Source organism: Streptococcus sanguinis, from assembly GCF_050222175.1.
Lineage (GTDB): Bacteria > Bacillota > Bacilli > Lactobacillales > Streptococcaceae > Streptococcus > Streptococcus sanguinis_M.
Genome location: NZ_CP071420.1, coordinates 1,467,805 through 1,492,263 on the forward strand (window position 1 = coordinate 1,467,805; position 24,459 = coordinate 1,492,263).

The 24,459-nt window shown below is 43.3% G+C and carries 25 protein-coding genes; 6 read left to right on the forward strand and 19 right to left on the reverse strand.

Annotated elements, in window-relative coordinates; translation table 11 throughout:
• Nucleotides 1-4: 4 nt before the first annotated feature.
• Genes J1C91_RS07230 through J1C91_RS07245 form a run of 4 tightly spaced genes read right to left on the reverse strand, consistent with a single transcriptional unit; the run spans nucleotide 5 to nucleotide 2,420 of the window.
• Entirely contained in the window at nucleotides 5-679 is a 675-nt protein-coding gene (locus J1C91_RS07230) for an ABC transporter ATP-binding protein (RefSeq protein WP_002895848.1), read from the reverse strand.
• Entirely contained in the window at nucleotides 666-1,931 is a 1,266-nt protein-coding gene (locus tag J1C91_RS07235; RefSeq protein WP_002910035.1) for an efflux RND transporter periplasmic adaptor subunit, read from the reverse strand. The genes J1C91_RS07230 and J1C91_RS07235 overlap by 14 nt, the downstream gene beginning before the upstream one ends.
• A gap of 28 nt (nucleotides 1,932-1,959) precedes the next feature.
• A complete protein-coding gene (locus tag J1C91_RS07240) occupies nucleotides 1,960-2,232 on the reverse strand; it encodes a hypothetical protein (protein ID WP_002895853.1) in 273 nt (90 codons plus the stop codon).
• A complete protein-coding gene (locus J1C91_RS07245) occupies nucleotides 2,229-2,420 on the reverse strand; it encodes a hypothetical protein (protein WP_002910038.1) in 192 nt (63 codons plus the stop codon). Before J1C91_RS07245 ends, J1C91_RS07240 begins: the two co-directional genes overlap by 4 nt.
• A gap of 54 nt (nucleotides 2,421-2,474) precedes the next feature.
• On the opposite strand from J1C91_RS07245, the gene J1C91_RS07250 reads away from it, so the two are divergent.
• Complete coding sequence (locus tag J1C91_RS07250; protein WP_002910040.1) at nucleotides 2,475-3,485, forward strand: lactonase family protein; 1,011 nt, start codon at nucleotides 2,475-2,477, stop codon at nucleotides 3,483-3,485.
• A 68-nt stretch (nucleotides 3,486-3,553) separates the two neighbouring features.
• On the forward strand, nucleotides 3,554-3,745 hold the full coding sequence (locus J1C91_RS07255; protein ID WP_002910045.1) for a hypothetical protein: 192 nt from the start codon (nucleotides 3,554-3,556) through the stop codon (nucleotides 3,743-3,745).
• Between the two features lie 47 nt (nucleotides 3,746-3,792).
• Here the strand turns inward: J1C91_RS07255 and mgtE are convergent, their stop codons facing one another.
• The 3 genes from mgtE to eno form a co-directional block, all read right to left on the reverse strand.
• The gene (mgtE, locus tag J1C91_RS07260; RefSeq protein ID WP_002910047.1) at nucleotides 3,793-5,133 is read right to left on the reverse strand and encodes a magnesium transporter; all 1,341 of its coding nucleotides are present in this window, start codon (nucleotides 5,131-5,133) and stop codon (nucleotides 3,793-3,795) included.
• A 59-nt stretch (nucleotides 5,134-5,192) separates the two neighbouring features.
• A complete protein-coding gene (locus J1C91_RS07265) occupies nucleotides 5,193-5,420 on the reverse strand; it encodes a hypothetical protein (protein WP_172633370.1) in 228 nt (75 codons plus the stop codon).
• Nucleotides 5,421-5,484: 64 nt separating this feature from the next.
• On the reverse strand, nucleotides 5,485-6,789 hold the full coding sequence (gene eno, locus J1C91_RS07270) for a surface-displayed alpha-enolase (protein ID WP_002906836.1): 1,305 nt from the start codon (nucleotides 6,787-6,789) through the stop codon (nucleotides 5,485-5,487).
• A 208-nt stretch (nucleotides 6,790-6,997) separates the two neighbouring features.
• On the opposite strand from eno, the gene J1C91_RS07275 reads away from it, so the two are divergent.
• Both J1C91_RS07275 and J1C91_RS07280 read left to right on the forward strand, forming a co-directional pair.
• Complete coding sequence (locus J1C91_RS07275; protein WP_002910050.1) at nucleotides 6,998-7,447, forward strand: DUF1694 domain-containing protein; 450 nt, start codon at nucleotides 6,998-7,000, stop codon at nucleotides 7,445-7,447.
• Between the two features lies 1 nt (nucleotide 7,448).
• Complete coding sequence (locus tag J1C91_RS07280; RefSeq protein WP_002910052.1) at nucleotides 7,449-7,787, forward strand: nuclear transport factor 2 family protein; 339 nt, start codon at nucleotides 7,449-7,451, stop codon at nucleotides 7,785-7,787.
• On the opposite strand, the gene J1C91_RS07285 is transcribed toward J1C91_RS07280, so the two are convergent.
• From J1C91_RS07285 to J1C91_RS07325, 9 genes are all read right to left on the reverse strand, one after another.
• Entirely contained in the window at nucleotides 7,784-8,902 is a 1,119-nt protein-coding gene (locus tag J1C91_RS07285) for a glycerate kinase (RefSeq protein WP_002910055.1), read from the reverse strand. The two genes, J1C91_RS07280 and J1C91_RS07285, sit on opposite strands and share 4 nt — an antisense overlap.
• Before the next feature lie 9 nt (nucleotides 8,903-8,911).
• The gene (serB, locus tag J1C91_RS07290) at nucleotides 8,912-9,559 is read right to left on the reverse strand and encodes a phosphoserine phosphatase SerB (RefSeq protein WP_002910056.1); all 648 of its coding nucleotides are present in this window, start codon (nucleotides 9,557-9,559) and stop codon (nucleotides 8,912-8,914) included.
• A gap of 150 nt (nucleotides 9,560-9,709) precedes the next feature.
• Complete coding sequence (gene ezrA / locus J1C91_RS07295; RefSeq protein WP_002910057.1) at nucleotides 9,710-11,434, reverse strand: septation ring formation regulator EzrA; 1,725 nt, start codon at nucleotides 11,432-11,434, stop codon at nucleotides 9,710-9,712.
• Between the two features lie 86 nt (nucleotides 11,435-11,520).
• Nucleotides 11,521-13,470, reverse strand: a complete 1,950-nt coding sequence (gene gyrB / locus J1C91_RS07300) for a DNA topoisomerase (ATP-hydrolyzing) subunit B (RefSeq protein ID WP_002895870.1) — start codon at nucleotides 13,468-13,470, stop codon at nucleotides 11,521-11,523.
• 12 nt (nucleotides 13,471-13,482) lie between these two features.
• Nucleotides 13,483-14,049, reverse strand: a complete 567-nt coding sequence (locus J1C91_RS07305) for an HAD-IA family hydrolase (RefSeq protein ID WP_032912612.1) — start codon at nucleotides 14,047-14,049, stop codon at nucleotides 13,483-13,485.
• A gap of 235 nt (nucleotides 14,050-14,284) precedes the next feature.
• Nucleotides 14,285-14,833: a DJ-1 family glyoxalase III gene (locus J1C91_RS07310; protein WP_002910059.1), complete on the reverse strand. Its 549-nt coding sequence runs from the start codon at nucleotides 14,831-14,833 to the stop codon at nucleotides 14,285-14,287.
• Between the two features lie 72 nt (nucleotides 14,834-14,905).
• Nucleotides 14,906-16,138, reverse strand: coding sequence for an FtsW/RodA/SpoVE family cell cycle protein (locus J1C91_RS07315; protein ID WP_002910060.1), 1,233 nt, complete (start codon nucleotides 16,136-16,138; stop codon nucleotides 14,906-14,908).
• 12 nt (nucleotides 16,139-16,150) lie between these two features.
• Entirely contained in the window at nucleotides 16,151-17,131 is a 981-nt protein-coding gene (locus J1C91_RS07320) for a YeiH family protein (protein WP_125337831.1), read from the reverse strand.
• A gap of 99 nt (nucleotides 17,132-17,230) precedes the next feature.
• A complete protein-coding gene (locus J1C91_RS07325; RefSeq protein ID WP_125439030.1) occupies nucleotides 17,231-19,675 on the reverse strand; it encodes a bifunctional DnaQ family exonuclease/ATP-dependent helicase in 2,445 nt (814 codons plus the stop codon).
• 135 nt (nucleotides 19,676-19,810) lie between these two features.
• Between J1C91_RS07325 and J1C91_RS07330 the strand changes: the two genes are divergently transcribed.
• Nucleotides 19,811-20,449, forward strand: coding sequence for an MBL fold metallo-hydrolase (locus J1C91_RS07330; protein ID WP_002919276.1), 639 nt, complete (start codon nucleotides 19,811-19,813; stop codon nucleotides 20,447-20,449).
• A gap of 68 nt (nucleotides 20,450-20,517) precedes the next feature.
• On the opposite strand, the gene ftsX is transcribed toward J1C91_RS07330, so the two are convergent.
• The 3 genes from ftsX to prfB all read right to left on the reverse strand — a co-directional run bounded on the left by ftsX (nucleotide 20,518) and on the right by prfB (nucleotide 23,269).
• Nucleotides 20,518-21,444, reverse strand: a complete 927-nt coding sequence (gene ftsX / locus J1C91_RS07335; RefSeq protein WP_125377527.1) for a permease-like cell division protein FtsX — start codon at nucleotides 21,442-21,444, stop codon at nucleotides 20,518-20,520.
• Nucleotides 21,437-22,129: a cell division ATP-binding protein FtsE gene (gene ftsE / locus J1C91_RS07340; RefSeq protein ID WP_002895890.1), complete on the reverse strand. Its 693-nt coding sequence runs from the start codon at nucleotides 22,127-22,129 to the stop codon at nucleotides 21,437-21,439. The genes ftsX and ftsE overlap by 8 nt, the downstream gene beginning before the upstream one ends.
• A gap of 44 nt (nucleotides 22,130-22,173) precedes the next feature.
• A protein-coding gene (gene prfB / locus J1C91_RS07345; RefSeq protein ID WP_125341648.1) for a peptide chain release factor 2 occupies nucleotides 22,174-23,269 on the reverse strand; the annotation gives its coding sequence in 2 pieces (ribosomal slippage) (nucleotides 22,174-23,196 and nucleotides 23,198-23,269; 1,095 coding nt in all).
• A 310-nt stretch (nucleotides 23,270-23,579) separates the two neighbouring features.
• On the opposite strand from prfB, the gene J1C91_RS07350 reads away from it, so the two are divergent.
• Complete coding sequence (locus J1C91_RS07350) at nucleotides 23,580-24,440, forward strand: metallophosphoesterase (protein WP_125439032.1); 861 nt, start codon at nucleotides 23,580-23,582, stop codon at nucleotides 24,438-24,440.
• The last annotated feature ends 19 nt before the right edge of the window (nucleotides 24,441-24,459 follow it).

Consider the following 24,459-nt stretch of genomic DNA (forward strand, 5'->3'; position numbering starts at 1 on the left):
CTTTCTATCCTATCGCTTTGCTCTCTATATTACCGTCCCGCAGGATAACCGTCTGCTTGCAGAGTTGGGCTACTTCCGGCTCATGGGTAATGATGACAATGGTCTTGCCCTCATCATTAAATTGCTTGAAAAGGTCCATAATCTGCACACTGGTCTTGGTATCCAGGGCCCCCGTTGGTTCATCACCAAGGATGAAGCTGGGATTGGTTACCAAGGCTCGCGCAATGGCTACCCGCTGCTTTTGACCACCGGACAACTCCATAGGCTTGAAATCACTTCTTTCTTCCAGCCCGACCAACCGCAGCATTTCCAGAGCCCGCTCCCGTCTCTCTTTTTTAGGAATTTTCATGTAAGTCAGAGGCAGTTCCACATTTTGGCAGGCCGTCAGCTTGGGCATGAGGTTAAAATTTTGAAAAACAAAGCCAATCTTCTGATTGCGCAAATCGGACAGCTGATTGTCAGACAGCTCAGACACATCGGTCCCTTCAATATGATAAGTCCCTGAACTTGCCTTATCCAGACAGCCGATAATGTTCATCAGAGTGGACTTGCCAGATCCAGACGGTCCCATGATAGCTAGAAAATCCCCCTCTTTCACATGCAGATCAATTCCTTTTAAAATTGGAAATTCCTGACTGCCCTGCTGATAAGATTTGTGGATATCCTTAAGCTTTAACATGCTGTCCTACCTCCATCCCTTCTTCCATACCTGCTCTCGGTGTTGAAATGGTATCCTGCATAGTCAGACCTTCTGTAATCTCCACCAAACGGTCAGACACTTTCTTGGTCTTGACTTCATGCATTTTCAGAGTCTTACCCTCTACCTTCCAGACATAGGTCTTGCCATTTTTACTGAAAGTATAAGCCTTATTGACAACTACCTTGCCGGCCTCGGGAGCATTCTCCACGATATTGACATAGGAATGGGAACCCACTAGCGGCATCTCACCACCCTGATCCAGCTCTACAGTATAAGGATACTTACCTTGGTTGGGATTTTCCTGTTGCTTATTCCCACCATTATTATTGGAAGTATTTTCTGCTGTCAAGCTGCCGACCTGAGTTACCGTACCACTCCAGCGTTTCTTAGGATCCTTGCGATCCACTACTTCCACTTTCTGGCCAACACTCAGCTTCTCACGGTCAAATTCACTGACAGTACCTTTGACCAGAGTTTTGGACTTGTCCATAATCTCAATAAAGTTTTCTTCTTCCTTTTTGGCCTTGGACTGATTGGGCAAATCTTCATTCATAGAGGTAATTGTTCCTGCTGTATCGGCAGTCACAGTATCATACTTCATCCGATCTGATTCTGTCTGAGCTGTCACCTGAGCCTTTTCAGCCTCAATCTGAGCTGTCGTTACTTCATTATCCGCCGTCTTGGCATCGCTCAGCGCCTGAGCCAGCTCGTCTTCAGCAGACTTAATCTGCTCTAGCAGTGACTCATCCTGACTGGAATTGTATTTGTCTTTGAGAGCATTGAGACTGGCCAACTTACGATTATAGGTTTCCCATTTAATCGCAGCGCTATTTTGAGCGGCTGTAATGCCATTAGCCTTGGACTGAGCATCATATTGAGCCGACTGGGCTGTCAATTGCTGCTCTGTCGCATAGGAAAAGAGCGGCTGCCCTTGTGTAACAGTATCGCCATTTTTGACAAATACTTCCTTGACTTCCCCCTTAGAAGGGTCAATCTTGACCTTACTGCTATTGTTGGCAACTACTTCCCCAGATAAAACCAGGCTTGTTTTTTTACTGTTGTTGACAGCTTCTTGGACTGTCAGCGAATCAATCGTCTTATCTACCATTTTCATGGCCTGTTGTTGATTGATCTGTCTAAAATACAGATAGCCTCCCAGTCCAGCACAAGCGAGAATGACCGTGCTGCCCAATAGAATGGTCTTACGATTCATTTTTTTTCTTCGAAACATATTGCCTCCAACCTACATGTTTTAATCTTTATTCAGCTTCTGAGCTAGATCCTGATCCGTCTTCTGGAATTTCCTCACCATCTGCTGGAATTTGGATAACATTTCCATCAGGCATTGTGTATTCTGTCACTTCTTTGCCATCTACTGTCTTGGTCTTCTTATCAACAGCATCCTTCTGGAAGTCCACTTGTTTCCCGTCCTTAATTTCTGAGTTATCTGCTTCTTTATTTCCGCATGCGGCTAAAAAGAATCCTGACATTCCGATAAGAGCAACGAGCATAGCAATTTTTTTAACGTTCATTTGATTTCTCCTTTGTTTAGCAAGCAGGAAGTTTGTTGCTTCCTGACAGTAATTGTTTTTTTGAACAATTCTATTCTAACAAAGCCATCTATCCCCTTCCTACCCACTATCTGTTTTTTATCTGTTTTTTCCAAACTAATACTATTCTTTTGAAAATCAGGCAAATCCTCCGCTCTCAGGCCTATCATCTGCTTTTATGATATAATAGTAGCAAGCAATCTAAATATACACGAGGTAATGTCATGACACAAACGGTTTACTTTGGAACCTATACTCGCAAAGATTCCAAGGGAATTTACAAGGCAGATTTTAACTCTAGCAAGGGAGCGCTAGAAAACTTGACCTTGATCGCTGAAGAGCCTAGTCCAACCTACCTAGCCTTTGATAAGGCTGGACATCTCTATTCTGTCGGGGCAAAGGACGGACAGGGGGGAATTGCAGCCTTTGACAAGGCAGGTCAGCTCCTCAACCATGTTGTTGAAGAGGGGGCTCCGCTCTGCTATGTCGCAGTCGACGAAGAGCGTGACTTGGTTTACGGTGCCAATTATCATAAGGGACAAGTCTTGGTCTACAGACAACTGGCTGATGGAAGACTGGAACTGGCTGACTCAGCTAGCCATCAAGGTCAAGGACCACACGCCAACCAAACCTCTGCCCATGTCCACTATGCTGACCTTACACCAGATCAATACCTGATCACCTGCGACTTGGGAACTGATGAAGTCACCACCTATGATGTTTCTGAAGATGGAAAGTTCGCTCCTCTGAACACTTACAAGTGTGCCGCTGGAGCTGGTGCCCGCCATATCGTTTTCCACCATCATTATAAAATCGCATATTTGATCTGTGAGCTTAATTCTACTATTGAAGTCCTAATTTACGATGGAGTCGGCCATTTTGAACACCTGCAAACTGTCTCCACCTTACCAGAGGACTTTGAAGGAGCCAATGGAACAGCCGCTATCCGCCTGTCTGCTGACGGCAAGTTCCTCTACGGTTCCAACCGCGGTCATGACTCTCTTGCCGTCTACAAAATCTTAGCTGACGGCAGTTTGGAGTTAATCCAGATTGCACCTACCAATGGCCAAAATCCGCGGGATTTCAACATCACACCAGATCAAAACCATATCATCGCCGTCCATCAAGACTCTGATAATGCAACTATTTTCAAACGCGATGCAGAGAGTGGAAAATTAACAGAAATCTCCCACGATTTCTACGTTCCCGAAGCTGTTTGTGTGACCTTTAAATAAGCAGAATTCTTGTCTTTCTATTAGAAATTTGATTAAATAGTATAAAAAATTACTAAGGAGTAACAACTATGAATCCAGTAGATTTATTTAACCAAGTAAAAGAAATGATTGAAAAGAAAGACTTTGATGGCGCCAAAAAGTTTATCGAAGAAAACAAAGACAAACTCGGTGAATACCTTGATCAAGCTAAAAAATTAGTAGCTGGAAATGAAATGGCCAGCGGTGCTATTGATAAAGTTAAAGGTTTGTTCGACAACTAAGAAAACAAAAACGCTTGAAAAATCAAGCGTTTTTTGTATATCATTTTTTATATAATCAATGGTAAGAAAATTTGTGCTAAGCCTAGAAAAGCTAGATAACCTAACACATCTGTTGCTGTGGTAATGAAAATGGTCGAAGCTAGAGCTGGATCCTGATTCAGTGTCTTGATAATCAGCGGTACAAAGTAACCAAATAGAGCACCACATGCTAGATTGATCATCATAGCCAATACAACAATCACAGACAGATAGAAATTTTGATAGAAGACAAACATGACAATCGCTGCAATCAAGCCAGTAAAGAAACCATTAACCAAAGCTAGCAAGATTTCTTTGAATACTAAATTCCGATCTTCTTTCAGATCCAGTTTCCCCAAGGCAATTCCTTGGATAACCAAAGCAAGTGTCTGAGAGGCAGAATTTCCACCCATCCCCGTGATAATAGGACTAATCGCTGCTAATGCTACAACTTTTGAAATCGTATCATCAAAAAGTGCTACTGTCGCAGAAGCTAGAAATGCTGTTACTAGGTTAATCATCAACCAAGGTAAGCGTTTCTTGAGTGATTCGACGAAAGGCCCACCAATTTCTTCACTTTCTTGTACACCACCCATCCGCAAGATATCTTCTTGATACTCTTCTTGCAAAACATCGACGATATCGTCAATTGTGATGATTCCTAGTAATACCTGCCGATGATTAACGACTGGTACGACAGATAAATTATATTTGGCAGAAAGCTGTGCCACCTCTTCTTGGTCAACCTCTGGCGTCACAGTCACTAACTGAGTGTTCATAAATTCGCTGAGTTTCATCTCCGCATCATGAATAAACAAATCACGGATATCAATCCAGCCAACCAGCGAATGATGAGCATCTCTAATAAATAAGGTATCAATAACTTCCGTATTGGGCGAAATTTCCCTCAATTTATTGAGAGTCGCGGAGACAGTTAGATTTTCTTTTAAGGTGATGAATTCTGTCGTCATCAGACCACCAGCTGTCTGAGGATCGTAAGCCAACATAGCTTTCAAATTCTCTTGACTAGAATTTTTCATCATACTTAAGTATTGCTTACGCAAGTCCACACTCAAGTAACCCAAAATGTCTACCACATCATCATCTGGCATAAGATGAAAAAGAGTGCTGGTACGTTTGAAAGAAATCGATTGGATAATCTGTCGTTGCAACTCCGGCTCGGCTTCTTTTAAAATCTCTACCAATTGATCGTCACTAGCCATTTCTGTAAAGGTTTTGAGGAGATTTCCTTCCTCATCCTCCAAGGTTTCCAGAGAAAGAGCAATATCAATGGCATAGTAATCGTCAAATATCTGATTGAAAACTTCCCTATCCTGTGATAGTAAGACCTGATTTAATAATTCTTCCATTGTACTCCTCCTTCCACTTTGCTAGTATACCATAAAAGACTGATTTTGATACAAGAAAGCTATAAAATCTTCAGTAAATCACTCACTTTTTCAACCATGTAGTCACAAGGGAACGCAGGAATTTCTTGATTATATTTTCCGAAAGAAAAACTGTCATCTTGTCCCCCCAATTTTTCAAGGGAAAGAGCATGACCAGCCCTACACACTACTTCTAGGCAATTTTCTAGGAAAAGATGATAAATCTCCCTCTTATCAATTAGGGTTGATCCTAAATCAAAAATATCCATTGTCATATCTTTACACATCAAAAAAGCTAGGACTAAGTCCTAGCTCCTCTTATATGTTGTTAGATTATTTTTTCAAGTTATAGAAAGCTTGAAGACCTTTGTATTGAGCAACTTCACCAAGTTGATCTTCGATACGAAGCAATTGGTTGTATTTAGCAATACGGTCTGTACGTGAAAGTGAACCAGTCTTGATTTGACCTGCGTTAGTTGCAACTGCGATGTCAGCGATTGTTGAATCTTCAGTTTCACCTGAACGGTGTGATACAACTGCAGTGTAACCAGCTTCTTTAGCCATTTCAATCGCTTCAAAAGTTTCAGTAAGAGTACCGATTTGGTTAACTTTGATAAGGATTGAGTTAGCAGCACCTTCTTTGATACCACGTGCAAGGTAGTCAGTGTTTGTTACGAAGAAGTCGTCACCAACAAGTTGTACTTTCTTACCAAGACGTTCAGTAAGAGCTTTCCAACCATCCCAGTCATTTTCATCCATACCATCTTCGATAGTGATGATTGGGTATTTGTTAACCAACTCTTCAAGGTAGTCGATTTGTTCTGCAGATGTACGAACAGCAGCGCCTTCACCTTCAAATTTAGTGTAGTCGTATACTTTACGTTCTTTATCGTAGAATTCTGATGATGCACAGTCAAATCCGATAAATACGTCTTTACCTGGAACATAACCAGCAGCTTCGATTGCAGCGATGATAGTTTCTACACCATCTTCAGTTCCTTCAAAGCGAGGAGCGAATCCACCTTCGTCACCAACGGCAGTTTCCAAACCACGAGATTTAAGGATTTTCTTAAGAGCGTGGAAGATTTCAGCACCGTAACGAAGAGCTTCTTTGAATGTTGGAGCACCAACTGGCAAAATCATGAACTCTTGGAATGCGATTGGAGCATCAGAGTGAGATCCACCGTTGATGATGTTCATCATTGGAGTTGGAAGAACTTTAGTGTTGAATCCGCCAAGGTAGCTGTAAAGAGGGATTTCAAGGTAGTCAGCAGCAGCACGAGCTACAGCGATAGACACACCAAGGATTGCGTTCGCACCCAATTTACCTTTATTAGGAGTACCGTCCAAAGCGATCATTGCACGGTCGATAGCTTGTTGGTCACGAACATCGTAACCGATAATAGCTTCAGCGATAACGTTGTTTACATTATCAACTGCTTTTTGTGTACCAAGACCACCGTAACGAGATTTGTCGCCATCACGAAGTTCAACTGCTTCGTGTTCACCTGTAGAAGCTCCTGAAGGAACCATACCACGTCCGAAAGCACCTGATTCAGTATAAACTTCTACTTCAAGTGTTGGGTTACCGCGTGAGTCTAGGACTTCGCGAGCGTAAACATCAGTAATAATTGACATTTCTTACTCTCCTTATTATTTAAAATTATTTACTAGTCTATGATACCTCAAAAACGCTTTTTTTTCAAGGAAAAATAGAGAATCTAGGCAAATTTGAGAAATTTTGCACAAGAAAACGATTCCAAACTTACTATATAAATGTTTTTCCAGCAAATCAGAACAGACATTCGAGCTTTTAGAATTCCTCCTTTTATGGTACAATTTTATTATGACTGATATTAATAAAGTAATCATGGAAAAAGCTCAGGGCGGAGTCAAGCTCAACCCTGATGAACAGCGTAGGTTTTTAGGGACTTTTGAGGAGCGAGTGCTGGCCTCCTGCTCTATTGAGCAAGCCAACGATTCTCTCATTCGCAGTCATTTCAAGGAAATGCTCAGCAGCATCATGAAAAACTGCCAACCTGTAATTGTCAAAATTTCCCCAGAAGTCGAGTCAGGCAATCAAATCTTTTATCTAAAAACCTCCAAGGAACTTGGCTGCGAGGCTACTATCGTCTCAAGCGATTACCAGTCTTCTCCTTTTGGCCTGATTGTCCATAGCGACCATCTTGTCCAAGTAGATGATAAGGACATGAGCCAACAGTTTGCTAGTCTCCTTCAGCCAACAGAAAAACCAGCAAAAGAAAAGCGCTCTCTCTGGAAAAAATGGTTTGGGTAAGATGACAAATTTAGAAAAACTTTTCGCCTTCTTTGAAGCAGAAAATCAGCGAGATTGGCAAACCTATCAGACCTTTCTTTCTGATCATGTTAGCTGGGAATTAGAAGGTGACACAATTGAAATCATCAAAGGAAAAGCGGACTACCTGACTAAGATTCAAAAAGCCTACCATAACAACCCCGTCCAATTTTCTTGTACTTATTATCAGCTTAGTCCTGACCAGAATCGAATTGTGACCATTTTAGAAAATGACTTTGGTGACCTGTCTTGTGACATCTTCTTCTTTGAAAAGGGCATGATAGCCAAAGAAATTGAATACCTACTAAAAAAAGCGGACTAACCGCTTTTTTTCATTTTTAGTACATTGCCAATGTTTTTGGCTGTGCGAATCAAATTTTGCTCCGCCTGCTCTAGAATCCTATCCAAGCTATCTGCTCGCGAAATAATCGAAAAAGCTGCCTGGATATTCTCAGCTGGGAAATCGGGTAAATCATCTGCCAGGCTACCGCAAATCGCCAGTACAGGGATGCCTTCTGGTGTTCGTCTTGCGACCCCGATCGGTGCCTTACCCGCCAAAGACTGACGGTCCATCCGTCCCTCGCCCACTACGACCAAGTCCGCTTTTTTGACTCTTTCATCAAAATCCAGTAAGTCTAGACAGGTTTCGATGCCCGAAACGATTTTTCCTCCGGCAAAAGCAACCAATCCTGCTGCCATTCCGCCTCCGGCTCCAGCTCCATCCATATCAATCACCTGAGGATTGACCAACTGATAGAAATCAGCCATGGCTTGATCCACTTGAGAGAATAATAAGGGTGCTAGACCTTTCTGGCCTCCGAAAACAGTTGTCGCACCGCGCGCTCCGCATAAAGGATTGTCTACATCCGTCAAAATCTCAATCTCAACTTCTTTCAAGAAAGCAGGAACCTGCTCAGCTGATATTCGAGCGACCTTTCCCAAAGACGAGCCAATGGGGCGCAATCTATGATTCTCCGCATCGAAAAATTCATAGCCCAGGCCCGCTGCTAGTCCAATCCCACCGTCGTTGCTAGCCGAACCTCCAACACCAACTAGAATCTTTCTGACACCGTCTTCAGCTAGGTGCAAAATCAATTCTCCCAATCCTTTGGTCTCTGTGGCCAAGGGATTTCGTTTTTCCTGCGGAATAGATGCGAGTCCAACCAAATCAGCCATTTCAAAAAGCGCTTGCTGACCATTTCTGGCGTAGGGCATTTTTACTGGCTGGCCAAAGGGTCCGGTTACAGTGTGGTAAAATTCAGCCCAGCCCAAGGCTGCTGTCAGCGCAGCCATTGTCCCCTCTCCGCCGTCACCGACCGGCAGCAAGTCAAAGCTGGCATCTGGCAAGGCCTGAGAAAAGCCTATCTGAAGAGCTTGAGCAACCTGAGCAGCTGACAAACTTTCCTTGAAAGAATCCGGCGCAATTAGAATATGCATGCCTCTCTCCTACTCTTTTCTATTGTCTAAAAGATCAATGACCCGATAGAGATTACATTCTTGAATCTGATAAGGAGCCTGCTCTCGCACAATTGGCTTGGCCATAAAGGCAATTCCTATTCCTGCTGCCTGAATCATAGGCAGATCATTGGCGCCGTCCCCCATAGCAATCGTTTGATTTAATTCCAACTTATTTTCAGCCGCCCATGCTTTTAGCATGGCGAGCTTGGTATCCTTAGTGACAATCTCTCCTAAGACTCGGCCTGTCAAAAAGCCATGTTGAATTTCCAAACGATTTGCCTTGACGTAGTCAATTCCAAGCTGCTCAGCCAGTCTGTCCACCGTCTCATGAAAACCACCTGACACCAAGCCTACTTTATAACCACGTTTATGCAACTCATCGACCAGTTCCTCGGCTCCCGGAGTGAAGTGAATCTTTTCTGCAATTTGAGTAAAAATATCCTCTGGCAGCCCTTTTAAAAGACCGACCCGCTCACGTAAGGCAGCTTCAAAGTCCAATTCACCTCGCATGGCGCGCTCTGTAATAGCCGCAACCTGAGCACCTACACCCGCCTCCTCTCCTAGCAGGTCAATCCCCTCTTCCATGATTAAGGTGCTGTCTACATCCATGACTAATAAGCCTTTGACAGTTTTCATTGTCCGACCTCATTCTTTCTATTTTTTTGTATTATACAGGAAATTCTATTTCAAAACAAGCTGGGAAAAATTGAAGTCTCAGAATCCTTGTTACTGACTGTTCTCTAGCGTTCCCTTTGTAAAAGAAAAAAGTTCCCGAAGGAACTTCTTTTAAAAACGAATATTCTCGCGTGTTTTTTCATAGGACGTCACAAAGCGCTCTGTCACGCCTGGCTCGACAAGATCCAAAGCTTTTGAAATGATTTCCAAGGATTGAGCATAGTCGTAGTCATGTTCAAAGACATACAAGGACTTGTTGAAGGCTGCCTGTACATTATCATCAAAAGAACGATAGCGGTTTGAATACTGCAGCAGCTGCTCAGTCAAGGTAGCATCTTGGACGATACGATAGGTTTCTTCTTCTAATTGCTCCATATCATTCCCTAGAATTTCCAGCCAACGGTTAACTGATTCGATATTGACTCGTGTAGCTTCCAATTCCTTCACCAACTCTTCAATATTATTGCTAGTTGAGAAGAAAATTTCTAAGAAAGAGTCAGGAATACCTGGCAAATTGCGTTTTTCCATATATCTCTTAATGGTATGCAATTTGTTAGCATAGATATTGACTTTCTGACGAGCATTAGCATCATCTTTTTCAATCTCTGCAAGTGCTTCGCCAAGAGAAATCTGCTCATCTTCGATTTCTTTCAAACGCTCTTGGATAGCTTCCAACTCTTCCTGAACAACAGAATAAGCTTGCTTGGTTTCAGAAGAATCTTCTACTGCGCTCAGAACCACATCTTCCTGAGCAGAAAGCTCAGCCTGCAACTCCTTGACATGAGAAGTTTCCGTATCAGAGAGAAGGAAGGTTTGAGATAAACGTTCTATCTCTTTTTGGAGTTGCTGGTTGTTTTCCTTTGTATGAGCCAGATAGCTAGGTAAGTTTTTAATCAGCTTCTCCACTACTTTGTGGGCTTCAATTTCCCGCGTAAAAATTTCATAGAGAGCGTTAATCTCTTCTTGCGCCTGTTCATTTTCATACTCAGCATTATCCAGCTCTAAGGCCGAAATATTAGCTTCGTTGCGTTTGAGACTCGCATGGAGCTGTTGGAAACGAGACTCTATATCTGTTTCGATAAAGTGATAACCAGATTCCAAGAGCTTACGGTGACCAGATTCTAAGTCTTCCAACTGATCTGGCAATTTCACAGTCAACTCTTCGACAATGGCAGGAACTTTCTCAACGATATGCGTCAGAGCAAGGATATGATCCTCTGCCTTATCCAAGATTTCAGCTGCTTCAACCGGGTCACCTGAAGAATTAAGGGTCACAAACTGAGAAAACTCTGACTGGATATTTTCCAGCTGTTTCTCAATCTCAGCTAGGGCTTGCCCATACGAGTCTGCATTCTCTGCTACCTGGTTTTGCAGTTTTTCAAACAAATCCAAGGCATGGAGCACACGGCCGCTGTTCTTAGACTCTTGCTCTTTAAGATCTTCCAAGGCTGCACGAATCATCTTGATATCTTCGTCAATCAAATCAATCTGACTCTCAATATTGCCGATGGCATGCTTGGCTTTTATGAAACGGAAAGAATTATTGTAACCTTCTGCTTCAAATAGATTATTTTCGATATCAGCAAATGAATTTAAGGACAGGTCTACCCATTTTTGATTCCATTCACGGAAGGCTACCTGACTCTGCCCAATCAAATGCATATTTTTTACTTCTTCAACTTCATCATTTACCGGGAGATTATAGAGTGCTTCTTTTCTCTCCTCTAAATTTTGAAGTAAAGCTTCATTTCTCTTTCTCATCAGAACTGCAGTACCATAGCCGACAACCAAAAGCAGAGCTACCACAGCAACGAGAATAACTAGTCCAATAGACATATAGAACTCCTTCACATTGTTACTATAAAGCAAACATAATGATTATATCATATTTTTGCCCATAATGGTTGATTTTTCTGATTTTTTTAGACGTCGAGCGTACTGTATACAGCATTTTCTTCAATAAATTCACGACGAGGTTCAACGCGATCCCCCATCAGCATGTCAAAAATCTTGTCAGCTTCCGCTGCATCATCCACTGAAACCCGTGCCATCAAGCGATGTTCAGGATTCATAGTCGTCTCCCACAGCTGATGGTCATCCATTTCTCCGAGACCTTTATAGCGTTGAATGGTTGGCTTGGAGCGACCTTCACTGTAGCGAGCCAAAGCAGCTTGAAGCTCTTCTTCCTGATTAGCACCTGGCTGGATGTATTCTTTGACTTCACTTCCGACCTTGACACCGTATATTGGCGGCTGAGCGATATAGACAAATCCAGCTTCCAGAACCGGTTTCATATAACGATAAATCAAAGTCAAGAGCAGAGTCCGAATGTGAGCTCCATCTACATCGGCATCAGTCATGATGACTAATTTTTGGTAGCGGGCCTTGCTGACATCAAAATCAGCGCCGAAACCAGTTCCCATAGCAGTAAAGAGACTGCGGATTTCTTCATTGGCCAATATCTTGTCCATGCTGGCTTTTTCAACGTTGAGAATCTTACCGCGAATTGGCAAAATAGCCTGAAATTCACGGTTACGACCGGACTTAGCTGAACCACCCGCTGAATCCCCCTCCACGATGAAGAGTTCTGTTTCCTGTGGGTCGTTGGACGAGCAGTCAGCCAATTTACCTGGCAGATTGGAGATTTCCAAGCCAGACTTTTTGCGGGTTACTTCCCGAGCTCGCTTGGCAGCAATTCTAGCCTTAGAAGCCAAAATTCCCTTCTCAACGATTTTTCGAGCCACCGCAGGATTTTCCAAAAGAAAATCTGAGAAAGCTTCACTAAAGAGGCGATTGGTAATCTTGACTACTTCACTATTGCCCAGCTTGGTCTTGGTCTGACCTTCAAACTGAGGATTGGGGTGCTTGACAGAGATGACCGCTGTCAGTCCTTCACGAACATCTTCCCCAGTCAGATTGTCCTCATTTTCTTTGAGAAGCTTATTTTTCTTAGCGTAGTCATTGATAACCCGTGTCAGGGCTGTCCGGAAGCCTTGCTCATGCGTTCCACCCTCGTGGGTATGGATGTTATTGGCAAAGCTCATGACTGTTTCATGGTAGCCAGTCGTATACTGCATAGCTACTTCAACTGTAATGTCGTCCATTTCGCCGTCGGTATAAATCGGCGTTTCAAAGATTACATCCTTATTTTCATTGATGTATTGTACATAGCTGGCAATCCCACCCTCATAGTGGTAGTCCTTGACCTGCTCCATTCCGTCTCGCTTATCGGTGATGGAAATTCTGAGGCCACGATTGAGGAAGGCCAGTTCTTGTACCCGCTTATTGAGCTTTTCAAAGTCAAATTCTACTGTTTCAGTGAAAATCTCTGGATCTGGTGTAAAGTGAACTGTCGTACCAGTACGGTCTGTCTCACCGATGATTTCTAAATCAGCGACTACATGACCGCGACGGTATTCTTGGTAATGAATCTGACCGTTCTTATAAACGCGAACATCCAGCTGAGTGGACAGGGCATTTACAACGGAAGAGCCCACACCGTGCAGACCTCCGGATACCTTGTATCCGCCACCGCCGAATTTTCCTCCGGCATGGAGTACAGTAAAGACGGTTTCTACGGCCGGCCGGCCTGTTTTCTCCTGAATATCAACCGGAATTCCCCGACCGTTATCTACTACTGTGATGGAATTGTCTTTTTCAATAAAGACCTGAATGTGGCTAGCAAAACCAGCCAACGCCTCATCAATTGAGTTGTCAACAATTTCCCATACTAAATGGTGAAGACCTTCCTTGGAGGTCGAACCGATATACATTCCTGGACGCATACGAACGGCTTCTAGGCCTTCTAAGACCTGAATCTGACTGGCATCATATTCTTGGGCCTGTATATCTTGTTGCTTTTCTTCTGTCATAGTGTTCCTTTTCTAATCAATATCTATAAATTCTTCAAGATGCTGCATATTATCAAAGAGATAGGTGTCAAAGCCAGCTGCCTGCCCTGCTTCAATATCCAGCGGACGGTCACCAATGACCAAGCCAGAGGCAATCTGATACTTGTCTTTTAGATAGAGCATGGAGTCTGGAGAGGGTTTCCTTGGAAAACCATTCGCCGATGTCACCACTTCTGTAAATGCTGATGCAATCGCAGTTTTCTCCAAGATTTCCAGCACTTGATTGTCCCGGTGGGAGACCAGAAAGTTCCGACCACCCTTGTCCACAATCCGCCTAAGCAAGTCTGTCGCGCCGTCAAATAAGACAGGGTGAGTCAACTCTTCTGCTTCATTGGCCTTATAAAACTTTAAAAAGTCTTTTTCTTGGGGAGCAAACTGCTGGACAGCATAGTCCGTAGACAACTTGAGGGCCTTATAAACTTCATCGTGACCAGCTTGCAGACCAAACTCTTTCAAGGTTTGAACAAAAGCTGCAGTTGAAGTTTCATAATTATCCAAGAGTGTTCCACCTAAATCCCAGATGTAATCTTGATAATTCATACCTTTCATTATACCATATTTTTCATGAAAAAGGGGCTAATATTTGCCCGAATCCAGCACTTTTGCGACTTTTTTCAAGCCTTTTTCTAAACAAAATATCTCAAAGAATCCAAAATTTAAAAATGGATGATGGTTTCGTCCTTGTCAACAGCTCTAACCCCCTACCAAATAGAGAACGACAAAGATGCATAAGGGTTCAAAAAAGCTGGGAAACATTATGAATCCCAGCATATTTTTAATTCTCAAATACATCTGTGTAAAGCATAGCATCAGCCAACTGGTCAGCATCTCCTCCCAGCTGACGAACCAGCTCATAGGCAAAAGCCAAGGCAGTTGATGGACCACGGCTAGTAATTAACTTCCCATCAACAAGAACTGTTTCTTTACGGTAAGTTCCATTTTTAATATTGTCTTGCGCACCATCATAGCAAGTGAAATATTTACCAGTCAAGATACCTGCGCGGTCAAGAGCAATGGGAGCGGCACAAATGGCAGCGATGAATTTGTCCTCCTGCTGAAAGTCCTGCAAAAGCCGCATCAGGCGGTCATCATCGCGAAGATTAGCTGATCCCGGCATCCCCCCTGGCAAGATGACCATATCGTAGTCATCCAGTCTGCCCTTCCAGACCTGATCCGCCTGAACAGTGATAGCGTGAGAGCCAGTCACTGATTCATCAAAACCAATCATATCACAGACAAGACCTGCACGGCGCAAGACATCCACAACCGTCAGGGCCTCGATTTCTTCAAAGCCGGGAGCTAAGAGTAAAGCTGCTTTTTTCATGAAAATATCCTTTCTGATATGAGCCAGTCACAAAATCCCATCTGATTTGTGAGTCAAAAACTTGCTTTATTTTTATTTTAATTTCTTCAGTACGACTTTTTTACGGACAGCTGGAATTCGCTCTTTCTTTTCATCCGTTAAGCTATTCTGATAGGAGACGGACAGCAGGAGACCAACACCGATAAGATTACTGATGATGGAAGAACCACCCTGTGAGATAAAGGGCAGCGGAATCCCTGTTAAAGGTAGAATTCCTGTCACCGCTCCAATATTTTCAAAGATATGGAAGAGCAGCATCATGATAAAGCCAGTCGAGATGTAGGTATAAAACTGGTTGTTGGATTTAATTGTAATCTTGAGCATGCGATAAATCAGCAGTAAATAGAGCATGATAACCAAGGTCGAGCCCAAAAAGCCAAAATCTTCTGCAATGACGGTGAAAATCATATCGCTTTCCCGAACAGGCACCAAGAGATTAGAGACATTAAAGCCTTGGCCAGTCAGACCGCCGCTTCCGACAGCGATTTGTCCCTGTGCTTGCTGGAAGGTGGTCGTCTGAGCGTAGTCAAAAGGATGAAGCCAAGCCAAAATCCGATTGATTTGGTAGGTTGGCATGCCTAGATTATGGAGAAAGGCACGACCGCCATCGGAAATAAAGATAAAGAGAAATCCTCCCAACAGCAGGACTCCCGTCAAAAAGACCGGCAGAATAATCTTCCAAGAAACACCTGACAGTAGAACGATGCCGCCGTATATAGCAACAAAAACCAGAGCTGTCCCCAAATCACTCTGAAGGGTTAACAAAACCAGAACAGGCACTGTGTAGAGCCCAAGCTTAAAAATTAGAAAAAAGTCTAAAGCCAAGGTTCGCTCATCCTGCTTGTGTTGCTGGAGAAAATGGACAACCAGCCGCGACAGCATGAGAATATATGAAATCTTCATAAACTCCGAGGGCTGAAAGAGGGTCGCACCACGAATAGCAATCCAGTTTTTGGCACCAGTGGAGGCTACCAGCGATTGGCTGTAAAAAATCAGAGGCAAGACCATGAGGCCAAGACCAAAAACATAGAGATAAGGCGTAATTTTCCAGAGAAACTTGGTGTTAAAAAACATGAGGATAAAGCTGAGCAGGAAGCCCACCGCAATCCAGGCAATCTGCTGACCAACCATGGGCCAGGTATTGTCAGGATAATCATGACTAACAGCAATGTAAATAGCCACAACTCCGATTGAAAGCAACATCAAAACGGGCAAAATTAAACTATAATCAATCCGAGACTCAAACGTCCGTCTTTGATAGGGCATAGTCCCTCCTTTTTAGAAAAAATACTGGATAATCAAGCTAGAAACAGCGACGCAGAACCAAGCAAAGGCACCAGTCAGCAAAGGCGCTGCTCCTGCTTGCTTAAACTGCTTAAAGGAAACCTTGGCGCCAATAGCTGCCAAGGCCATAGCCATCAGCCACTGAGAAATGAATTTTGTATAGGGGATAACAGCAGCCGGAAGAAATCCCAGACTGCTGATAAGTGAAGCTAGGACAAACCAAGCTATAAACCAAGGAAAAATCTGTTTCAAGTTTGTCTTTTGCGACGACTTCTTAGACTTGATATAGCGATAAGCTGCGAAGATTAAGCAAGCCGGTACAATCATCAGGGCCCGACTAAGCTTGACAATGGTCGCCAAGTCTCCAGCTGACGGGCTAAATGTATAACCTGCCGCCACTACTGACGAAGTATCATTGATGGCTGTTCCAGCCCAAGTCCCGAAAAATGCATCCGACATCTGCAGCAAATGCCCTAAAAAAGGGAAAATGAATACTGCTAAAATATTGAAAAAGAAAATAGTGGAGATAGACAGAGCGATTTCCTCTTCATCAGCTTCCAAGATTGGTGAAGCAGCCGCTATGGCAGAGCCACCGCAGATGGCTGTTCCAAAACCAATTAAAATAGTCAAGACACGATTCATCTTAAAGAAACGGCCAGCCAGATAGGCCGCCAGAAAGGCTATCAGAATCGTAATAAGACTGATACGAAGAGAAGAAATCCCTGTCTCAGAAACCTGACCAATGGACATGGAAAATCCCAAAAAGATGATGGAATACTGCAGCAATTTCTTCCCTGAATAGCTGAGTCCTTCCTGAAAAGCAGCCGGCAGCTTCATGCTGTTGTTCAAAACAATCCCAAAGATAATAGCCAAAACACTAGAGCCTATCAAGGGAAGCAAACCGCCTAAAAAGATAGAAACAGCTGCTATGCCAAAGGATAACAGAATTCCTGGTAAATATTTTTTCACGAGCACTCCTTCTTTCTTATGCCTCTCATTATAACAAATTCTTTCCCAAAAATCTGAATGGAACTAAAAAATCAGCCAATAAAACTCAGCTGATTTCAGATAGTTTCAGTCAAAAAATTCTTGTAATTCCTGCATAATGGCTGCCTCTGGTAGGATATCTAAAGAAGCCAATTGTGATAGATGATGCTGAATCTGCTTTCCATAGCGTTTACTAGAAATGCGATTGTCCAAAAGAATAACAGCTGATTTCTGATGCTCATTGCGCCGAGTCCGGCCAATAGCCTGCTTAAGCCGTAAGATGGCAAGAGGCAGTTGATAATCATAAAAGGCATTCTTACCTTCTGCTTTCAGGCGGCTGTTAATCTTCTGCACAAAGAAATCCTTGGGATTGTCAAATGGAATCCGAGTAATCAGCTGAATAATCTGGTCTTGCTCAGCAAAATCCGCCCCCTCCCAGAAGCTGCCAGAGCCTAACAGAATACTTGCTTCTCCTCTATCGAAACGCCGCTTGATATTACCGGCATCTCCATTTTTATATTGGGCTAAATGCGGCAGAGCCAGCAAGTCCGAAACAGCCAAAAGCAAGTCTTTAGAGGTGAAGAAGACGACGATAGGCAGACCAAGTTCTGCCACTTTCTGCAGGCAAGCAACAATCTCTTGCGCAAAATCCTCAGTTGACAAATCCACTACTGCTGGAAAACTTTCATCTAAAAAGAGCTTCTGCAGTGGCTTCTTCTTGCTCTTCAGCTTGTAAAAGTGATAACTTTCAAAGCCTAGCAACTGCGCCAGATTGACATTAGAGCTGATTTCCAGAGTTGACGAAACCAAGATAACCTTGGCCCTTTCAGGCAAAAAGTCTGTAAAATGCAGCAATTCTGAACGGCCAGCATGCAGAGTCATCAAGCGATGGTCTGCCAAATCTTCATCAACCAACCAATAATACTGGTATTTGCCACTGAATAAGTGCTGCAGCTCAGGCAGTGCACTAGTCTTTAACTCAGACACATCCTGAAGCAGTCGGGCAATCTTTTCCCGACTTAGCTCAGATGCTTTCTTGCGATGCTTCTCTGCGGCATCAGCCAGCTCAAACTGAATGCTTTGCAAAAGCCGTTGCTGCAGAAGTTCCCCTTCTTCTTGAAGGAGATGATTTATCTGCTGCAGCGTTTTAGTCAGATTTATACTGGCTTGAGAGAAACTTTCCAAGGCAAAAAACATCTTCTGAGCTTCATCAACTACCAGAATACGATTGTCCAGCAAAGACTGGTCATCCTCTAAACGCGTCAGTAGATAAGCATGATTGGTAATCACGACTCGACTGGTAGCTGACTTGACCTGTCCCAACCGCCAAAAATCTTCCTCATAAAAAAGAGAATGTTTGCTTAGCTTGCCATCATGACGGATTTCATTGAAGTAGCTTGAGAAGCGATGAGCTTGCCCAATTTCGTTCAAATCACCTGTTTTAGTTTCTGCCAGCCAAACCAAGAGTTGTAGCTTGCAGCGATTAACCAAACGGTTGTCATATTCCCTATCCAATGTCTGATAGAAATGGTCCAGCTTGATATAATTCTCCGGACTCTTGAGACTGTGAAAGGAAATACCAAATACTTCCTCCAACAATCGCCCTTCCTTTTGCAGCAGCTGGTCCTGCAGGATCTTAGTCGGAACCGTCACTAGTACTTTTTCCCGGCCTCTAGATAGAATGGGCAGCAAGTAGCCAAAGGTCTTACCTAAGCCTGTCTGGGCTTCTAAAAAACTAGGCTCCTGCTGGTCTAGAGCTTCCTCCATAAAGCGAGCAAACTTGAGCTGTTCTGGCCGCTCTTCTAAGCCCAGCAGGTATAGATTGGTCAGGAAATCCTGCGACAGTTTCTTTTCCGAAGTCAGCTTTTGGGGACGTCGCAGGAAAATACCATGGCAGGATTGCAGTTCCTTATCTTGCTGATCCGGCATTGTCTGATAAACTTCCTCGATAGCCAGACGCGACTCATAGATAATGCTATCCGCCAAAGTTAGCATTTTCTCAACCAAGGCCTTGGGCAGGCTCTTGATTTTGTCTTGTATTTTTAAAAATAGCTGAGCCGTTGCTTGAGCATCTGCCAGAGCAGTATGGGCGTTTTCCAAAGAAATATCCAGTAAATTACAGAGATTGCCCAAGGAATATTTATCAAAGGTCGGGTAGAAGACCTGAGCCAACTCTACCGTGTCCACACGTGGTGTCAGCAAGTCAAACCCTTCCCAGAAAAGGGCCTCTGCTAGTAGATTAGCGTCAAACTTGACATTATGAGCGACAAAAATCGCATCCTGAATCAACTCATATACCTCAGCTGCTACCTGAGAAAACTCCGGTGCTCGGCCAAGCCGCTCATCATCCAAACCTGTCAGCTCTTTGATATGCTCATCCAGTTCCTCATGAGGATTGACATCTGTTTCATAAGTCTTGGTAATGATTCCATTCTCAATCAGAACAATGCCAATCTGGATAATCTTTGCACTACTGCCCGTTCCTGTAGCCTCCAAGTCCACAACGGCATACTTATAATCATTTTGTGTCATACTGCTATGATTATATCATAAAAGCCATTCTGAGACATCTGAAAATTTTCAGCCATAGTCTATGAAGCAATTCTGTGCAAAAAATTCTCTTTTCTGTTACACTCAATAGCAGAATACATTTTCCGAGGAAATCAAATGAAGATTCATAAAATTACCAACCTTGTAGCTTTTGAAAACACCTATATCTTAGAGAACGATCAGGGTCTCCTAGTCGTCGATCCTGGCAGTGACTGGAAAAAGATTGAGCGCAAGCTGGAGGAACTAGCCAAGCCTGTGATTGCTATACTCTTGACCCATACCCATTATGACCACATTATGAGTTTAGAAAAGGTCCGGGAGCACTATGCTGCCCCACCTGTCTATGTGGCTGAGAGTGAAAGCAGCTGGCTCTACACACCGACAGATAACCTATCTGGTCTGGCGCGCCATGCTGATCTGGATGATATTATCTGTCGACCAGCAGAAGAGTTTTTCTCCTACGAAACAGACTATGATATTGGAGGCTTTCACTTCTATGTGCTTGCAACACCTGGCCACTCCATCGGAGGTGTCTCTCTAGTCTTTCCTAATGACTGCCTTGTTTTGACGGGCGATGCCCTCTTTCGAGAAAGCATCGGACGAACGGATCTGCCGACAGGAAACATGGAGCAATTGCTGACATCCATTCGCGAGAAACTTCTGGTATTACCTAAAGACTATGCTGTTTATCCTGGTCATGGTCATGATACCACTATTTCACATGAAAAAATCTTTAACCCATTTTTAGCTCAGTAGCCATTTAAGCAATTACCTATAACAAAAACAGAGTTTGAAATTCTTCAAACTCTGTTTTTTATGATTTGTTAAATCTTCAAGAAGCGTCTCATAGAGATGATAGATCCCAATGATCCGATAAGAATTCCCAACACAAAGAGTGCTGCTATCATAATCGGACTAAAGAGTTTTGGATCAATCATAGAAAGTCCTTGACCTACTAAGCTCTTATTCATAGTCTGGTAGGCTATACCATATGTCAAATACACTACAAGTGACGGAACTGTTGCTCCTAGCAAGCCAATCCATGCTCCTTCAAACAGGAATGGTCCGCGGATATAGCTATTCTTAGCACCAACCAAGCGCATGATTTGAATCTCGCGACTTCGGGAAATAATGGTAATCCGGATAGTATTGGAAATGAGAAGGATAGCAATGAAAATCAGAAGCGCTGTCCCAATCAATCCCCATGTTTGGATGAAATTAGAAAACGCAAAGAGATTTTTGGTATTGGTACCACCATTTTGAACCTCTGAAACACCATCAATCTTACGAGCATCTTTTGTAACAGATTCTACATATTTAGGTGCCTTGGTCTCAACAATATAAGCATCGTAAAGAGGATTATTTTCTTCATCAAAAACATCCCACTCACTACCCATGGTCTCTGTTAGCTTATTATACTGCTCTTGCTTGCTAGAAAAAGTAACCTTCTCTACATTTTTCATAGAAGTTAGAGCATCATAGACCTTGTGGTAGTCCTCATTCTGAACTGTTTGGCCTTCTTTTACAATCGTTTCGCTATTGTCGGCAACATCCTTACGCATATAGACCATGACGCGGACATTATTGGAAATATCATTTGCCAGCTTGGCTGTATTTAAAATTACTGAAGCAAAGACAGCCACTAAACTCAAGGTAATCATAACCGAGCTGACAGCCGCTACAGTCATCCAACCATTCCGCGTAAGACTCTTAAGCGACTCAATCAAATGACGAAAAAATCTTCTAATCATCGTATCCGTATTCTCCTTCCGCTTCATCACGTACCACACGGCCATTTTCAATAGCAATAACGCGGTGACGCAGAGTATTTACAATCTGGCTGTTGTGGGTTGCCATCAGGACAGTTGTTCCCTGAAGGTTAATCCGCTCCAGCAGGTTCATAATCTCCCAAGAATTATCTGGGTCCAAGTTTCCTGTCGGCTCATCCGCAATCAGGACTTTAGGGTTGTTGGCAATCGCACGCGCAATGGCAATCCGCTGCTGCTCACCACCGGACAGCTCATTAGGGAATGAGCGGACCTTGTGCTTCAGACCAACCAGGTCCAGCACTTCCATAACCCGCTTTTTAATATTGCGGCGGCGCTCACCGATAACTTCCATAGCGTAGGCAATATTCTCATACACTGTCTTTTTAGGAAGAAGTTTATAGTCCTGGAAGACTACTCCAACCTGACGTCGCAGCATTGGAACATCGCGCTTCTTAATCTTAGCTAAGTCAAAATCAGCTACTTTCAGACTTCCCTTATCCAGCTTTATCTCCCGGTAAAGCAAACGAATAAAGGTTGACTTTCCTGCTCCTGAAGGACCTACAATATAGGCAAACTCCCCAGGTTCTACATTAATAGACACACTACGCAGAGCAGTGGTCCCGTTGCCATACTTCTTGACAACATCTTTCATTTCAATTATTGACATCTATTGAAATTTCCTTTCAATCTAATTCTAATCTCTTACATTTCCTAGTTCAAACGCCATTTCAAATAAGCGTCGATGAAACCATCCAAATCTCCGTCCATAACCTTGTCCACCTGTGCTACTTCGTAACTGGTCCGATGGTCTTTGACCATGGTATAAGGCGTAAAGACATAGGAGCGGATTTGGCTGCCCCAGGAAATTTCCTTCTTATCTCCCTTGAGTGAATCGACTTCGGCTGCTTGTTTCTCTTGCTCTAGCTGATAAAGCTTGGCCTGCAGCATCTTCATCGCCCGATCACGGTTTCCATACTGGGTCCGGTCAACCGTAGACTGCACCACAATTCCTGTAGGAATATGGGTCAGCCGCACACCAGTAGAAACTTTATTGACATTCTGTCCGCCGGCTCCTCCCGAGCGGAAAGTGTCCATCTTAATATCGTCATCGCGAATTTCCACCTCAATGGTGTCATCCAGCTCTGGCATGACCTCTACTGAGGTAAAAGAAGTATGGCGACGTTTAGCTGAGTCAAATGGTGAAATCCGAACCAAACGGTGGACTCCCATTTCTGACTTGAGCAGACCATAAGCGTGCGGACCTTCAAATGAAAGAGTCACTGACTTAATTCCCGCTTCGTCTCCCGCTTGATAGTCCAAGACCTCAACTTTGAAGCCCTTGGCATTGCCAAAGCGCGTATACATACGCAGCAGCATATCTCCCCAATCCTGGGCCTCTGTACCACCAGAGCCCGGGTGAATTTCAAGGATAGCATTGTTATTGTCATAAGGCTCAGATAGGAGCAGGGTCATTTCATAGCTGGTCATCATTTTCTCGAGTTCGTCCAGCTTTTCTTCCAACTCTCCCTGAACCGACTCATCTTCAGCCAGAAAATCAAGCAAGATTTCCGATTCATCAAAAAGCTCGGTCATCTGATGGAAATTTTCATAGGTTTGCTTGAGTTCATTCAGCTCTTGAGATGTCTTCTGGGCTGCAATATTGTCATCCCAAAAGTCGGGTTCTGTCATCTTATTTTCTAAGATGGCAATTTCTTCTTCCAGACCTTCTAAGTCAAAGAGACCCCCTGAAAGAAGCTAATTTTTCACGATTTGCGTCAATCTTTTGACGAATTTCTGAAATGTCCATAAATACCTCTTTTCACATATCGTTTAATTATAACATAAATTAAACAGTTTGCCTAATCTCATATTCAGCAGCTTACATTTTATCGGATTTTCCCTAGCTAGGCAAGACAAGCGACTCCTTGTCACCTAATTGTTAGAAAAGTAATATAATGACATGGGGTTGGAAGAATTATTTCAAGCCTTCCTAGACCTCGTCCATGAATAAACGAAATATAAGATTACGATAATTTATGAAGTGTTCAGATAAAAGGGGAACTCTCCATAGGTGCTTAAGCATTTTCAAGTTTTGAAAAATATGCTAGACTAAAACCATGACAAGAATCGGATTTATGAGCGACCTCCATCTGGACTCAAATCAGTTTGGGAATTTTGAACACCAAGCTCTTCGCCAGCTTTTAAAAGAGGAAGGTATTGACCACCTACACATCGCTGGTGACCTGTCCAACGACCTGACCAAGATTAGTTTGCCCTTTCTTGAAACTTTGAAGCAAGAGATTCCCCTTTCTTTTAATCTGGGAAATCACGATATGCTGGGACTTTCTGAGCAAGAAATTTCAAACTATGATTTTCGGGTTCAGCAGTTCGGCCAGACCAAGCTCGTCAGCTTTTCTGGCTGGTATGACTACAGCTTTGTTCCAGAAAAAAGCAAGGAAGAGCATCTGAGAACCAAGACCAATTTCTGGTTTGACCGCAGATTGGAGCGTCAACTCGACGACCCTAGCATTACAGCTCAGACGCTGCAAGAGTTAGAAAAACTGCTAATGACTTTAGATGGTCCCATTATTGTTGCTCTGCATTTTGTCCCCCATCAAGACTTTCTATACGACCATCCCTATTTCCAGCGCTTCAACGCTTTCCTTGGAAGCCAAGCTTTTCATCGACTCTTTGTCAAATACAGGGTGAAAGAGGTGGTTTTCGGCCATCTCCATCACCGCCACCAAAGCCGTGTTATCGAAGATGTCCGCTACCATATGCGTCCTCTGGGCTACATCCGTGAATGGGAACTGACTCGGAACTTTTTTAATGACTTTCCTCAGTATAAAATTCCCCAGATGTACCGCCTGCATAAGCGTTATAATGCTGTTAAAGATTTAGTCGAATTTCGAGACTATAAGAAAAAACACCTAGCAGCTGAACTGCGAGATGCTTTAACAGTAATTGAAGTTCAGTAATGGAAATGTTGAATAGCAG

Bases quoted from the DNA above. Each gene is read 5' to 3' on its own strand.
- J1C91_RS07230 (WP_002895848.1), bottom strand. From the start codon at position 679: ATGTTAAAGCTTAAGGATATCCACAAATCTTATCAGCAGGGCAGTCAG.
- J1C91_RS07235 (WP_002910035.1), bottom strand. From the start codon at position 1,931: ATGTTTCGAAGAAAAAAAATGAATCGTAAGACCATTCTATTGGGCAGC.
- J1C91_RS07240 (WP_002895853.1), bottom strand. From the start codon at position 2,232: ATGAACGTTAAAAAAATTGCTATGCTCGTTGCTCTTATCGGAATGTCA.
- J1C91_RS07245 (WP_002910038.1), bottom strand. From the start codon at position 2,420: ATGATAGGCCTGAGAGCGGAGGATTTGCCTGATTTTCAAAAGAATAGT.
- J1C91_RS07250 (WP_002910040.1), top strand. From the start codon at position 2,475: ATGACACAAACGGTTTACTTTGGAACCTATACTCGCAAAGATTCCAAG.
- J1C91_RS07255 (WP_002910045.1), top strand. From the start codon at position 3,554: ATGAATCCAGTAGATTTATTTAACCAAGTAAAAGAAATGATTGAAAAG.
- mgtE (WP_002910047.1), bottom strand. From the start codon at position 5,133: ATGGAAGAATTATTAAATCAGGTCTTACTATCACAGGATAGGGAAGTT.
- J1C91_RS07265 (WP_172633370.1), bottom strand. From the start codon at position 5,420: ATGGATATTTTTGATTTAGGATCAACCCTAATTGATAAGAGGGAGATT.
- eno (WP_002906836.1), bottom strand. From the start codon at position 6,789: ATGTCAATTATTACTGATGTTTACGCTCGCGAAGTCCTAGACTCACGC.
- J1C91_RS07275 (WP_002910050.1), top strand. From the start codon at position 6,998: ATGACTGATATTAATAAAGTAATCATGGAAAAAGCTCAGGGCGGAGTC.
- J1C91_RS07280 (WP_002910052.1), top strand. From the start codon at position 7,449: ATGACAAATTTAGAAAAACTTTTCGCCTTCTTTGAAGCAGAAAATCAG.
- J1C91_RS07285 (WP_002910055.1), bottom strand. From the start codon at position 8,902: ATGCATATTCTAATTGCGCCGGATTCTTTCAAGGAAAGTTTGTCAGCT.
- serB (WP_002910056.1), bottom strand. From the start codon at position 9,559: ATGAAAACTGTCAAAGGCTTATTAGTCATGGATGTAGACAGCACCTTA.
- ezrA (WP_002910057.1), bottom strand. From the start codon at position 11,434: ATGTCTATTGGACTAGTTATTCTCGTTGCTGTGGTAGCTCTGCTTTTG.
- gyrB (WP_002895870.1), bottom strand. From the start codon at position 13,470: ATGACAGAAGAAAAGCAACAAGATATACAGGCCCAAGAATATGATGCC.
- J1C91_RS07305 (WP_032912612.1), bottom strand. From the start codon at position 14,049: ATGAATTATCAAGATTACATCTGGGATTTAGGTGGAACACTCTTGGAT.
- J1C91_RS07310 (WP_002910059.1), bottom strand. From the start codon at position 14,833: ATGAAAAAAGCAGCTTTACTCTTAGCTCCCGGCTTTGAAGAAATCGAG.
- J1C91_RS07315 (WP_002910060.1), bottom strand. From the start codon at position 16,138: ATGCCCTATCAAAGACGGACGTTTGAGTCTCGGATTGATTATAGTTTA.
- J1C91_RS07325 (WP_125439030.1), bottom strand. From the start codon at position 19,675: ATGACACAAAATGATTATAAGTATGCCGTTGTGGACTTGGAGGCTACA.
- J1C91_RS07330 (WP_002919276.1), top strand. From the start codon at position 19,811: ATGAAGATTCATAAAATTACCAACCTTGTAGCTTTTGAAAACACCTAT.
- ftsX (WP_125377527.1), bottom strand. From the start codon at position 21,444: ATGATTAGAAGATTTTTTCGTCATTTGATTGAGTCGCTTAAGAGTCTT.
- ftsE (WP_002895890.1), bottom strand. From the start codon at position 22,129: ATGTCAATAATTGAAATGAAAGATGTTGTCAAGAAGTATGGCAACGGG.
- J1C91_RS07350 (WP_125439032.1), top strand. From the start codon at position 23,580: ATGACAAGAATCGGATTTATGAGCGACCTCCATCTGGACTCAAATCAG.